Annotated in this window: 12 protein-coding genes and 1 tRNA gene; 5 read left to right on the top strand and 8 right to left on the bottom strand. The window is 37.7% G+C overall.

All coding sequences use genetic code 11. The annotated features are described in order from the left end of the window. Position 1 precedes the first annotated feature (1 nt). Positions 2–988 carry a D-alanine--D-alanine ligase gene (locus tag BMX11_RS05740; protein ID WP_090882363.1) on the bottom strand — a complete coding sequence of 329 codons (987 nt, stop codon included), beginning with the start codon at positions 986–988 and terminating at the stop codon, positions 2–4. Positions 989–1,186: 198 nt separating this feature from the next. Here BMX11_RS05740 and BMX11_RS05735 point away from each other — a divergent pair, with 198 nt between their 5' ends. The 5 genes from BMX11_RS05735 to BMX11_RS05715 all read left to right on the top strand — a co-directional run bounded on the left by BMX11_RS05735 (position 1,187) and on the right by BMX11_RS05715 (position 4,617). Beyond that, on the top strand, positions 1,187–1,954 hold the full coding sequence (locus BMX11_RS05735) for a PASTA domain-containing protein (protein WP_090882361.1): 768 nt from the start codon (positions 1,187–1,189) through the stop codon (positions 1,952–1,954). A 22-nt stretch (positions 1,955–1,976) separates the two neighbouring features. Next, positions 1,977–3,032 carry an endolytic transglycosylase MltG gene (gene mltG, locus BMX11_RS05730; protein ID WP_090882359.1) on the top strand — a complete coding sequence of 352 codons (1,056 nt, stop codon included), beginning with the start codon at positions 1,977–1,979 and terminating at the stop codon, positions 3,030–3,032. Further along, a complete protein-coding gene (locus BMX11_RS05725; RefSeq protein ID WP_090882357.1) occupies positions 3,032–3,442 on the top strand; it encodes an acyl-CoA thioesterase in 411 nt (136 codons plus the stop codon). Before mltG ends, BMX11_RS05725 begins: the two co-directional genes overlap by 1 nt. A 5-nt stretch (positions 3,443–3,447) precedes the next feature. Continuing rightward, positions 3,448–4,437, top strand: a complete 990-nt coding sequence (locus BMX11_RS05720; protein ID WP_090882355.1) for a YihY/virulence factor BrkB family protein — start codon at positions 3,448–3,450, stop codon at positions 4,435–4,437. 95 nt (positions 4,438–4,532) lie between these two features. Then, positions 4,533–4,617: transfer RNA gene (locus tag BMX11_RS05715), tRNA-Ser, on the top strand. A gap of 283 nt (positions 4,618–4,900) precedes the next feature. Here the strand turns inward: BMX11_RS05715 and BMX11_RS05710 are convergent. The 7 genes from BMX11_RS05710 to BMX11_RS05680 form a co-directional block, all read right to left on the bottom strand. Beyond that, a complete protein-coding gene (locus BMX11_RS05710; protein ID WP_090882353.1) occupies positions 4,901–5,152 on the bottom strand; it encodes an FUSC family protein in 252 nt (83 codons plus the stop codon). A gap of 634 nt (positions 5,153–5,786) precedes the next feature. Beyond that, complete coding sequence (gene glmS, locus BMX11_RS05705; protein ID WP_090882351.1) at positions 5,787–7,625, bottom strand: glutamine--fructose-6-phosphate transaminase (isomerizing); 1,839 nt, start codon at positions 7,623–7,625, stop codon at positions 5,787–5,789. A gap of 110 nt (positions 7,626–7,735) precedes the next feature. After that, positions 7,736–8,035 carry a hypothetical protein gene (locus tag BMX11_RS05700; protein WP_090882349.1) on the bottom strand — a complete coding sequence of 100 codons (300 nt, stop codon included), beginning with the start codon at positions 8,033–8,035 and terminating at the stop codon, positions 7,736–7,738. A gap of 39 nt (positions 8,036–8,074) precedes the next feature. Continuing rightward, complete coding sequence (locus tag BMX11_RS05695) at positions 8,075–8,635, bottom strand: hypothetical protein (protein ID WP_090882347.1); 561 nt, start codon at positions 8,633–8,635, stop codon at positions 8,075–8,077. A gap of 172 nt (positions 8,636–8,807) precedes the next feature. Next, positions 8,808–9,239, bottom strand: coding sequence for a helix-turn-helix domain-containing protein (locus tag BMX11_RS05690; protein ID WP_090882344.1), 432 nt, complete (start codon positions 9,237–9,239; stop codon positions 8,808–8,810). A 126-nt stretch (positions 9,240–9,365) separates the two neighbouring features. Beyond that, a complete protein-coding gene (locus BMX11_RS05685) occupies positions 9,366–11,297 on the bottom strand; it encodes a polysaccharide biosynthesis protein (protein WP_090882342.1) in 1,932 nt (643 codons plus the stop codon). 188 nt (positions 11,298–11,485) lie between these two features. Further along, complete coding sequence (locus tag BMX11_RS05680) at positions 11,486–12,547, bottom strand: GNAT family N-acetyltransferase (protein WP_090882340.1); 1,062 nt, start codon at positions 12,545–12,547, stop codon at positions 11,486–11,488. Positions 12,548–12,580: the final 33 nt, after the last annotated feature.

Raw genomic sequence — 12,580 nt, 5'->3', positions numbered from 1 at the left:
ACTATCCTAAGGTTTCTTTCATTAAACGGGTATAGAAAGTTTTAAGCGACAAGCCCATTGCTGCTACCTGTTGAGGAATAAAACTAGTGGCGGTTTGACCCGGGATGGTGTTTATTTCTATAAAGTAAAATTTACCTGTTTCGTGCTCCAAAAAGTAGTCAATACGCACCACTCCCCTGCAATTCAACTTTTTATACACATCAGTTACTACCTGTTGTACCCTTACCAATTCTTCATCACTCATGCGGCCGGGAGTAATTTCTTCGGTAGCACCAGGAGTATATTTAGCTTCAAAATCAAAAAATTCATTTGCCGGGATAACCTCTGTAGTTGGCAAAACATTGATCTTACCTTCCGCACCAAAAACACCTATAGAGAATTCTCTTCCACTCACAAACTCTTCAATTAAAATCTGTGTGTCTTCTTTAAAGGCTTTTGCTAAGGCTTCTTCCAAATCATCAGTATGTTTAACTTTGCTCATGCCAATGCTACTTCCGCCGCTGTTTGGCTTTACGAAATAAGGAAGTTTTAAATCCTGTTTAATCTGGCTTACGCTGTAATTTCCATCTTTAAAAATCTGAACAGACTTGGCCACATGTAAGTTATCGATACCATCAACTATTGCTTTGGTATAGCCTTTATTCATGGTAATAGAAGAGGTTAACGCATCACAGGTGGTGTAAGGAATCCCAATCATATCGAAATATCCCTGCAACTTACCGTCCTCTCCTGGTGAACCGTGGATGGCGATAAATACGCCATCGAATTTAATCTTCCTACCTTCGATGGTTAAGGAAAAATCGTTTTTATCTATTTCAATCTTCACAGAATCTGCAGGTTCATAAAACCAGCCTTTATCATTCAGCATAATTTTATAAACATCATACAAATCGGAATCAATGTTCTGAGCAATGGTTGCGGCACTTTTTACTGAAACAACCCATTCACCTGTGGTTCCGCCTGTTAATAAAGCAATAGTTTTTTTCATTTCGAAAATCCTTAATTATAGAATTGAAGTTTAAATATATCCTCAAAAATATAAATATCTTTGCGCAATAATTAATTTTAATTCATACAAATCTGAAATGAGACGGCGTTTGATTATTGAACGATAAACGGATTCAACAATCAATAATTAAAATAGCTACATTTGATTTTACACCTATAAACCCAGAATTTAAGATTCATGTCTAAATTTATAGATTATTTAAAGACCAAATCCTTCAGGAACAACATTTTAGCAGCAGTAATTACCGTAATTGGCTTGTTACTAATTGCTTTTTTCAGTTTAAGATATTACACCAAGCATGGCCAGGGTTTAAATGTGCCGCAAGTTAAAGGCCTTTCTTTTGAGCAAGCTGTTCAAAAACTCGAAGATGCAGGTTTAAAATATGAAGTCGATTCTGTGTTCATTTTAGATCAGCCAGCAGGCATTGTAATTGATCAGGATCCCGATCCAAACACTTTTGTAAAAGATAACCGAACCATTTACTTAACTATTAATGCAGGCAAAACGCCTAACACTAAATTCCCGGATATTGCCTTCAAAACTTTAAGAGAAGCGCAGGCCATTATCGAAAGTTCGAGGCTCAAGCTGGGCGATACCACTTACAAGCCTGATGTAAGCCGTGATGTAGTGTTAGAAGCTTCTTTCGGAGGTCAGCCAATTAAAGCCGGAGATATCATCCCGGTAGGTTCAAGAATTAACTTAATTTTGGGCGATGGCAGAGGTAACGAGGAAGTTGATGTTCCGCAATTAGTTGGCCTGACTATTGATGAAGCCAGATTTAGTTTAAAAGGTTCTATGCTATCATTAGGAAACATCATGTATGAGGGACAGGTAACTGACTCTGCAAATGCCATTATTACCAAACAAGACCCGATGCCAACTGACTCTCTTTCTAAGGTAAGTATCGGCACTAAAATCAATATAACCCTTTCAAACAAACAATAAAAAACACTTCCCCTTTATAAAAATGACTGAAATAGAAAAAAAGAATATGAGCACTGGAAAAAAAGCCACAATCGCAATCGTTGTTGTGCTGATTTTAGTTGGTGGTTATTTTGCCCTAAATCTTTATAAAACTTACTTCTCGCCTAACATTACGGATAGTCAGAAATACTTATTCATTAAAACTGGAAGTGATTATGACACGCTGGTTAAAGAGCTGGAACAAAAAGATATCGTAAAAAGCATCTCCTCTTTTGAGACAGCCGCAGCGAAAATGAATTTAAAAACCAATTTAAAACCTGGTCGTTACAGATTGCTTAAAGGCATGACTAACCGTACATTAATCAATTTAATTAAAGCCGGAAACCAGGATCCGGTAAAATTGAAATTTCAAAACATCCGTAAAAAGGAAAATTTTGCAGCTTATTTAGCCAATAACCTGGAAGCGGATTCCTTACAGTTTATTAGCCTTTTAGATTCTACTACCTTAATTGGAAAATATGGCTTTAATCAGGATAATATCTATGCAATGTTCGTTCCAAATACCTATGAAATGTACTGGAACATTAAACCGATTGATTTCTTTGAAAGAATGCATGGGGAGTACGATAAGTTCTGGAATGCTGAACGCAAGCAAAAAGCAGCCAGCTTAAACCTAACCCCCGTTCAGGTTTCTATTTTGGCTTCTATTGTAGATGCAGAGGCACTTTACGATAAAGAAATGCCCATTATTGCTGGTTTATACCTGAACAGGTTAAACAAAGGTATTTTATTGCAGGCAGATCCCACTGTAATTTTTGCCAACAATGACTTTACTGTTAAAAGAGTAACAGGCAGGCTTTTACAAGTACAATCCCCTTACAACACCTATAAGTATGCTGGTTTGCCCCCTGGCCCAATCATGATGCCGAGTATCAATGCAATTGATGCTGTGTTGAATAAAGACAATAACAATTACATTTACATGTGTGCAAAGGAAGATTTTTCAGGCTACCATAATTTTGCTGCAACGAAAGCAGAGCATGAAATTAATGCGAGAAAATATCGTGAGGCACTCAACAAAAGAAACATCTTTAAATAATGTTTATACAAGAAACAAAGGTTAAGGTGCGTTATGCCGAAACCGACCAAATGGGGGTAGTATACCATGGCAATTATGCCGAATACTACGAAATTGCAAGAACCGAATGTTTTGAAGCTTGTTCTGGAATTACTTATGCATCGATGGAAGAAGACGGTGTAATGTTACCTATATTAGAACTGCAATCAAAATATTTAAAACCAGCCTTTTACAACCAGGTTTTGACCATCAAATCCATTGTAAAACAACTACCTTCAGTTAGGTTGCATGTAGAGTATGAAATTTATAATGAAGCGGAAGAATTGATTAATATTGGAAAAACTACTTTGGTTTTTGTAGATAAACAAACAAGGAAACCATGTCATCCGCCTAAAAACTTTATGGATGGCGTGAGTAAATATTTTGTATAACTTTCATGGAATGGTTACACAGGCAGTTATTAAATTTTAAGTTCTATTCTAAATTTATTGAATGGACTAAGCTATGCGTATTGCCTGGATTTAGCCCATTGCCACTATATACTGTAGCCACTTTTTTTTTCAGGGAGATTGGGAAGGATGCGCTGGTTAACAAAGCCTCTTCCCTGGCCTACAGCTTTATGCTGGCCATTTTCCCGGGAATTATCTTTTTATTTACACTTATTCCCTTTATCCCGATAAAGGGTTTCCAGGATCAATTGCTGAACCTTATTCAGTTGGTACTGCCGCACAATGCGTTTGATGCATTTGAAACAACGTTAAAAGACATAGTCAAGAACCAAAACAGGGGACTTCTATCTTTCGGGTTTTTATCTGCATTGTTCTTTGCAACCAATGGGGTCAAAAACCTCATGAAAGCCTTTAATAAGTCATCGCTTATTATAGAAACCCGGAGCTGGCTAAAACAACGGCTAATTGCCCTGATTTTAACAATGGTGATTTGCTTCTCTATTATTATCTGCATCTGTGCTATGGCTTTGGGAGAAGTATTGTTAAGCAATTTAAGGGATTTGGTTTACATTAAAGATAGCTGGGCTGTTTACGCAATTCAATTAACACGTTGGTCGTTATTGGCCATCCTATACTTTATCACCATATCTGTTTTATATAGATATGGTCCTTCACACACCAAAAAGTGGAAGCTTTTTAGTGCTGGATCCTGGCTAGCTACCATTTTAGCTTTTATTACCATCTGGGGGTTTTCCTATTACATCAATCACTTTGCCGGATACAATAAAGTGTATGGCTCTATTGGAACCTTAATTGTGGTGATGATCTGGCTTTACCTCAATTCACTGATCCTTTTGATCGGTTTTGAGCTCAATGCAAGTGTAGACGTGAGTAAAAGAAGCGTTAAAATCATTCGCCCAACCTTCAATTTATTCAAAAAGTCGGCTCCATTTGAGGAAAACATCAAGAAGAAATAATTTTTTCTCCCTCATTGTTAACGCATTATCAATTTTATATAAAAAAATACACTTCATAGTTTGCAGATTAACGCGGAGTTTGTACTTTTGCCTCCGGAAAGTTGGCAGAGTGGTCGAATGCGGCAGTCTTGAAAACTGTTGACTGTAACAGGTCCGGGGGTTCGAATCCCTCACTTTCCGCTCAAAAAAACGAAGCCTGAAATAGAAATATTTCGGGCTTTTTTGTTTGATTAACCTATCGGCCGATGCTCCTATTAAATGAAATTGAGGGTCTATAAAAAAAGTAGACTGGTTGGCAGGGACACCAATGCTATTAAGTTGAGCTAAATGCTGTAAAACTAAAATGGATTACCCTTCGACAGGCTCAGGATTGACAATCTATTTTAGTTTTCTCCTTAGGTTAATAGCATTGACAGGGACACCAACCAGTAGCGAAGGTCTTTTATTTTAAAATTGCCGTTTTCTATTTCAAACCTCTTTCCTTTAAAAGAGCATCTAATTCTGTAGTATTATACTTTGGCTTATTGAACAGTTTGTATGCAAAAACAATAGGAATGAGTGTTAAAAATCCGAAGCTTTTTTTCACCACGGTGTAAACTATAACTCCGGCCAGGAAGCCAATCAAAGCAGCAGTAATAATCTTATCAGATTTCACTCTTTTGGCTTCTTTTAATAACTCTTCGTCTGTTAATTGCGCTAATTCTTTTTGTATCATTTAAATTGGTTTTGAAACATACCAGGTTTGCTGGCAGGTTGGTCCTCATACTGGTTAATGTTCAAATATATGCAATAGCACTGTTTGTTAAAAAACTTAAATCCTATTTAATTGATTTAGGCGATTGGTTGGTGATGTAGCCAGCAAAAAAGCGTAAGCTTATAATGATGCCAAAACTGAATGTAGAAAAAACTTCACTGTGTTATCTCATACTTGTAACTAAGCCTAAAACAAGAAAAGGCCACCCTTATTCAGAGCAGCCTTCCCGCATTTTTTTATACATGAACTACTTTGCGTAGCTATTTCACAAAGCTACAAAAGAACCAAGGCCATACGACTGAATCATACCCTTATGACATGAGATAATAAATTATCCCTACAGCTGAATTTCATTCAATACCGGCACTAGTTCTGTTGTAGCCTTATACAGGTTGCGGCATACTGCTACAACCTTTAATAAATTAGTTAACTTTTTATAGATATTTTAAATGCAGTTAAATTAAATAGAACACCAAAATATACCTTCATTTGAAGTCTTCCGAGGCTAAAACAATTAATAAAGATGCTGAAATAAGTTCAGCAAGACCCGATTTCGGGAGATACCAATCTGCAAAAACCCATGCAACAAAAAAGCTTATTCTACCGTAACCGATTTTGCCAGATTTCTTGGCTGATCCACATTACAACCCCTCATTACTGCAATGTGGTAAGAAAGTAGCTGCAAGGGAATTGTAGCGAGGAGTGGCAAGAATGCCTCGTCGGTATCTGGAATTTCAATGGAATAATCTACCATATTTTTAACCTTCTTATCTCCTTCCGTTACAATGGCAATCACAATTCCCTTTCTGGCCTTTACCTCCTGAATATTACTGATTACTTTTTCGTAGGATGAATTATTGGTAGCAATAAACACTACAGGCATTTGTTCATCTATCAGCGCAATAGGTCCGTGCTTCATTTCTGCAGCAGGGTAACCTTCTGCATGGATATAAGAAATCTCTTTAAGTTTTAATGCCCCTTCCAAAGCTACAGGGAAACCACTTCCCCTTCCCAGAAACAAACAATTACTGGCATCCTTAATTTCTCCTGCAATGTATTTTACCAGTTCGTTAGAAGCCAATGCCGATTGTACCTTGTCTGGAACAGTTTCTAATTCGGTAAGCAATTCGCGCATTTTAACATCGCTGATGGTTCCGCGTTGTTGCGCCATGTAAAATGCCATTAAAGTTAAAACTGTTACCTGTGCAGTAAATGCTTTGGTAGAAGCCACTCCTATTTCCGGGCCGGCATGCGTGTATACACCTGCATGTGTAAGCCTTGGAATGGAAGCTCCGGCCACATTACAAATCCCAAAAATCGTAGCGCCTTTTTCTTTAGCCATTTCAATGGCCGCCATAGTATCGGCGGTTTCGCCCGATTGCGATATGGCAATCACTACATCCTTCTCGGTTATAATCGGGTTTCTGTACCTGAACTCTGAAGCATATTCTACCTCTACCGGAATGCGGGCATACTCTTCTATCAGATACTCTCCAACTAAACCGGCATGCCAGGAGGTTCCACAGGCTACAATGATAATCCGATCAATATTCTTTAGCTTATCTGCAAAGGCTTTAATCCCTCCAAGCTGTACTTGTCCTAGCTCCGGATAGATACGCCCTCTCATACAGTCTAAAATCGATCGTGGCTGCTCAAATATCTCCTTCAGCATAAAATGATCGAAACCGCCCTTCTCCAGCATTTCCAGTTTCATATTCAGTTCCTGGATTTGTGGGGTTTGCACAACATTATCCAGTCTCTTAATAAAAAGTTCTTCTTTAGTGAGTACAGCTATTTCATTGTCGTTCAGATAAATTACATTTTTAGTATACTCAATAATAGGCGTAGCATCCGAAGCAACAAAATATTCTCCGCTTCCTACCCCTATTACCAAAGGACTACCCTTTCTGGCTACAATTAGCCGATCAGGACTAGCCTTATCCATAATTACTATGGCATAAGCACCAGCCACCTCGTTTAAAGCCAATCGAACAGATTCCAGTAAATCAGTTCCTTCCATCAATTGAATTTCTTCAATCAGGTGAATGAGTACCTCTGTATCCGTGTCGCTGCTAAAAACATGGCCCCGTTGTACCAGCTCCTCTTTAAGCGTAGCGTAGTTCTCGATAATGCCATTATGGATAATGGATAGTTGGCCGTTATTAGAAGTATGTGGATGGGAATTGCGATCTGATGGCTGCCCGTGAGTAGCCCAACGCGTGTGTCCCATTCCAATGTTTCCGGAACAATCGAAAGCTTTGGCGTAATCTTCCAATACCGACACCTTTCCGGCCTTCTTGTATATATTTTGTTTTTCGCCATTCATTACAGCGATACCTGCACTATCATAACCACGATACTCCAATCGTTTTAATCCCTTTAAAACAATTGGCCAAGCTTCTCTAAAGCCTATATAGCCGACAATTCCACACATAATTTGATTTAGTTAAGATGAATTCTATAAGTGATGGCGAGAATGGCCATCAGCATTTGTTTTCAGGGTGATAAAGCACATCGCTGGCAACCAAGCTGAAAAATAGTTTACTATTTTTTCCCAATCATATCCATAAAAATGGCCTTGATCCCCTCTAAGAGTTCCTTACGTTTACTGGCCAAAACCAGTGGAAACCATTCATCGGTGTGTAACTCAACAATATGCTCATGAACAAGGTAATGTCTACCTGCACGCACACGACGTTTATTTCCTGGAATTGCGGCACCTGAAAGCATTTTGATGATTATTTTCGTAATCATCCGAATATACTTTGGCGATTCCTCGTACTTACAATCAATGAATAGGATCCAAAGTCCATTCATAGCATTATACTGTATACTTGCTTTCATTTAGGATACTTTGGGTGAGTATTAATGAATAATTTCGATCTAAAGCGTAAAGCCCCAGGCTATTCTAAAGCCAATGAAGTTGTTGTTGTGATCGCATTTGTAAAATTTACTATTGCTTTCAAACCGTACACCTGCATCGATGTAATCTTTCTCATGCAGATAGAAAATCATTCCAACCTGCGGGGCATATACAAATGCAGCATTTTTACCCTCTACGCATTTCGCCTTATTAAGCAAAAAGGAGAAACCAATCTCCGATTGTAAATAAAGATTACTTCTGTAGAAGTACTTCAGGCCAGCTTTAAATGGTACCAGGTGCAAATCATCTACCAGATGAGCATAGGTGGCCGTGGTAAAAATGTTGTTAAAACCAGCATTTAAGGTAGAATAGAGATCACCTTCTACAATAGGAAACTCGGCCTGCGCAGAGACACCCAGGGTACCCTCGTATTTGGTGGCCAGATAGCCTGTGGCCAAGCCTGTTTCAATTCCGGCACTGTACCTTACTCCAGTACCTTTAAAAATTTGTGATTGTGATCTTGCGGTTTGATGAATGCATAAGGTAACTACTAATAGGATTAGGAGGTTAATGGTTTTCATAATATTAAAAATTTAGTTGGGGAGCAAAACAATCCTGGGGCATGGGAAATCCGCATACCGAAGGTTTTTAATATTTTAAAAGGAAGAGGCTATAAAAGAGGCTGTTTCACTCTTTAGCGTCTGTATTCAGAATATTTTTGTTAATAAAGGTTAATGAATAGATAAAAAGGATTTAAGATTTCTCGAAAGTTCCAGAGAATTCCTTCTTAGTATTTTTAGGCACAGTGTGGTGCGCTAATGGGGCAGCATGTAGTTCTTCGGTAGTATGGCTCAATATTTCATTATACTTTTCGAGCAGCCTGATGTACTTGTTCATCCAAAAATAAACGGTATTGGCATCGCTTTTTACTACATCTTCATAGTGAGACTCAAATGTTTCTCGCTTGCCGGGCTCGTTTCTTAGAAAGGTATCGGGCAGCTCGACTGAAAAATCGTGACCAATAACGGTGCCTACTTTCCAAATAATTTCGGGGTTTAAGCTTTTCTGGTCAAACCAATTATAGATTGTTCTTCTACTTACATTGAGTTTCCGGGATAATTCGCTGATTCCCATACGGTCTCTGCGCACTACGCGCTCAAGAACCTGTCCTACATTTAAGCTCATGGTGGGTTAATTTAAATTCTGTAAAACAATTTAAATCTGATAAACAACCTGGGGACGATTAGCTTATCAGCAATTTACTAAAAAAATATAATTTCATGAAATTTTTAAGATACAAAACACTGAAAGCTAGTTCGCTACCAACAAATCAAGATCTTCGTACTGTGAATTATTACTGATATAATCCGGAATAATTTCCTTCATCTTTTTCACTACGTTATAGTCATTACCTTCCTGATTAAGCTCAATCAAATCTTTAATGATCTGATTGACATAGATGAAGTTATAGGTAACTTTTTGGGATATTTTAATTTTAGGATGATGCGTTTCCATCATCGCCTCTTCCGATAGTAAAAGTTCTTCATATAATTTTTCTCCAGGTCTTAACCCTGTAAATACCAAATCAATATCTTCATAAGGCACTAAGCCTGCCAGCTTAATCATGTTGATAGCCAAATCGACTATTTTAACGGGCTTACCCATATCAAACAAGAAGATTTCGCCTCCCTGCCCCATTGCTCCTGCTTCCATAACCAATTGCACGGCTTCCGGAATGGTCATAAAATACCGGGTAATATCGGGATGGGTAACGGTTATAGGCCCTCTTTTTTCGATTTGACTTTTAAAACGAGGTATAACCGAACCATTGGAGCCCAAAACATTACCAAAACGGGTAGTTACGAAGCGGGTGCGTAAATGATGGCCTTCAGAAATAGAATCGGTGGTGGTTAATTCAGGGCTATTAAGCGACTGGATATAGATTTCGGCCAATCTTTTAGAAGCTCCCATTACATTGGTGGGTTTAACAGCTTTATCTGTGGAAATCATCACAAATTTTTCTACGCCATATTCTAATGAGATATCAGCCATATTTTTGGTACCTAAAACATTGGTTAATATGGCTTCTGCCGGATTATTCTCCATCATTGGAACATGTTTGTAGGCTGCCGCATGAAATACAATTTCAGGTTTATACCATTCGAAAAGTGTTCTAATCCGGTTGGCATTTTGAACGTTAGCCATAAATATTTTAACATTTTTGGCCTGCAAGCTGTCTTCCAGTTCTAATTTCAAATCGTGCAGAGGTGTTTCTGCCTGATCGCAGAGGATAACCGATTTAGGATTATACTGCAATACCTGCCGAACAATTTCGGAGCCTATGGAACCCGCTGCGCCAGTAACCAAAATACACTTACCATTGAGCTCTTTTAAAATATTCTTTTCATTGAGCTTAATTGCTTCCCGTTCTAAAAGATCCTCTATTTTTAAATCTCTTAACTGGTGCTGATCAAACTTGCCATACAACCACTTGTTTGATGGAGGAACCATAATCACTTTAATTCCTTCATTGATGCAGGTATCTACAATTTTCTTTTTATTCAATGTGTTTAGTGCATCTTCGGCAAAAAGAATTTTCTTTATCCCATGTTTATTCTTCAAAAATGAAATAGCCGAAGAATGAAAAACTTTCTTTTGCTCTAAATATTTATCTATACGGTCTTGATTATCATCTACAAAGCCAACAATACATAAATTAGACTCTTCATTTTGCTCTATTGCCTTTTTAATGAGGATGGCTTTTTTTTCAGAGCCGTAGATTAAAATGTGTTCTTTATCCTCTGACTTAAGTTCTTTGAAAAAGTAAAAAATTCCTTTAACAGAAATCCTCAGCATGATGAGCAACGATGAGGAAATGAAAAAATTCAAAATCAGGGCTTTATCCATCTGGCTCCAAAGTAATTCAAAGCGCTGAGCCAGAATTTTGTTCAACCCGACAAAGAGTAAGCTAGACACAAAAACAGCCAGAAATACCCTTAAAATATCTTCTGTATTGGAATACCGGATAATGCCTGTATGGATTCTTAACGAAATAAATACCGCAGCAGCAATTATAGCATACAATCCAACATACAGATAGTTTTCCAGCTTGAAGATATCAGCATAATTGGCCGTATGGGTGAGTACTATTGATATAAATAATGTCCATACCACAATAAACTGATCGATAAGCAATATCAACCACCTCGAATGTGCTTTGTCTGGGAATATTAGCTTTTTCATAATAGGGAATATTAAATGATAATATGGTATTAATTGGGGTATGATGGATTTGGGGTTGGGATGCCCCCTCCTTTCTCTGCGTAACCGTTCAACGAGATTAACTCGGGCAGAAAACGAAACAGATAACGGTTTTAAGTAAGTTGATGACAGCAGCAATAGCCTTTCGTGATTTCTGCAAATAACAACGGCTAACTAACGGAAGGAGACATTCTATACAGTGGAAAGAAATCCACCTCTTCAACCCATTCATTTCCAGACTCTTTCACTAAATGATCATAAACCTCTTGATTTGCAATGTATCTCCATGTTTTATAATCCAATATGAAATCAGAGAAACCGAGCTTCCATTCGAAAAGGGAGTTTTCTTTAAAACCCAAACCACCACCTAAATGATAGTAATCTATTCCTTTGCTCCGTCCTATTAAACTAATTTCATCCAATAAAAACTTGGCTGGAGAATATTTCAAATATTCGGTTTGGGTTGAAATTAAATAACCCTCCATAATTTTATTGGCGTACATAATTATGCTTCCGCAAATAACCTCTCCATTGGAGATAACCAGCATAAGCTCACAATTTTTTTCGTTGGTTAGCAACTCCAGGAAATAATCTTCATTAAAGAGATAAAATTCAGATGCATTAATTCTTCCCATATTTTGCTCATAAAGCCTGGAGAATGCTAAAATATCTTCTTTAGTTTCAGCTTTTTTCACTTGATAACCGAATCTCCTGCATCTGTTGATATCACCTTTCGTGGTTTTGCGGTATTTTCTTCGCTGTTCATCCAAACTTTGCGTTAAATCAATGGCAATGGTCTTGCCATTATCGTGCAGGCCGCCAAACTTAATCATTAACCTGCTATGCCCAAAAAATGGATGTAGTTTAGAGAAAACAGATACATAATTCCCTTCTTTTAAAAAGGTTAAAAATGCATCCTTAAAATTCTGCATAAAGTGTTCTTCCAACTCTTCAAAATAACGGTTTGAAATTGGACCGGTATAACCATATACACAATGCAAATCGAAATATGGGGTGCCTGGTATTGGCCTTTGGAGTAGTGGAAAAGCGATGTAATTATCCCCTTCAGTGTAAACAAACAAAACGGGCTCACCGCTATTGGCAAGTTTATGATATTTCCAAGTATGAAAGAAATCATACTCAGTGGCATTTTCGACGTACTTATTCCAGTCGTCTTTCTGATCGAGCGTATATCTATAAGCGCAACCAATAGTACTTTTATCGATTAGCATATCATTTAATAATTATATATAAAAATATTTATG

The sequence above is a fragment of the Pedobacter rhizosphaerae genome, assembly GCF_900111155.1.
Classification (GTDB): Bacteria; Bacteroidota; Bacteroidia; order Sphingobacteriales; family Sphingobacteriaceae; genus Pedobacter; species Pedobacter rhizosphaerae.
Note: the sequence above shows the minus strand (reverse complement) of the source record. Positions and strands in the feature narration are given on the sequence as shown.

Excerpts from the sequence above, each read along its gene's own strand:
- BMX11_RS05740 (WP_090882363.1), bottom strand. The coding sequence starts at position 988 with ATGAAAAAAACTATTGCTTTATTAACAGGCGGAACCACAGGTGAATGG.
- BMX11_RS05735 (WP_090882361.1), top strand. The coding sequence starts at position 1,187 with ATGTCTAAATTTATAGATTATTTAAAGACCAAATCCTTCAGGAACAAC.
- mltG (WP_090882359.1), top strand. The coding sequence starts at position 1,977 with ATGACTGAAATAGAAAAAAAGAATATGAGCACTGGAAAAAAAGCCACA.
- BMX11_RS05725 (WP_090882357.1), top strand. The coding sequence starts at position 3,032 with ATGTTTATACAAGAAACAAAGGTTAAGGTGCGTTATGCCGAAACCGAC.
- BMX11_RS05720 (WP_090882355.1), top strand. The coding sequence starts at position 3,448 with ATGGAATGGTTACACAGGCAGTTATTAAATTTTAAGTTCTATTCTAAA.
- BMX11_RS05710 (WP_090882353.1), bottom strand. The coding sequence starts at position 5,152 with ATGATACAAAAAGAATTAGCGCAATTAACAGACGAAGAGTTATTAAAA.
- glmS (WP_090882351.1), bottom strand. The coding sequence starts at position 7,625 with ATGTGTGGAATTGTCGGCTATATAGGCTTTAGAGAAGCTTGGCCAATT.
- BMX11_RS05700 (WP_090882349.1), bottom strand. The coding sequence starts at position 8,035 with ATGAAAGCAAGTATACAGTATAATGCTATGAATGGACTTTGGATCCTA.
- BMX11_RS05695 (WP_090882347.1), bottom strand. The coding sequence starts at position 8,635 with ATGAAAACCATTAACCTCCTAATCCTATTAGTAGTTACCTTATGCATT.
- BMX11_RS05690 (WP_090882344.1), bottom strand. The coding sequence starts at position 9,239 with ATGAGCTTAAATGTAGGACAGGTTCTTGAGCGCGTAGTGCGCAGAGAC.
- BMX11_RS05685 (WP_090882342.1), bottom strand. The coding sequence starts at position 11,297 with ATGAAAAAGCTAATATTCCCAGACAAAGCACATTCGAGGTGGTTGATA.
- BMX11_RS05680 (WP_090882340.1), bottom strand. The coding sequence starts at position 12,547 with ATGCTAATCGATAAAAGTACTATTGGTTGCGCTTATAGATATACGCTC.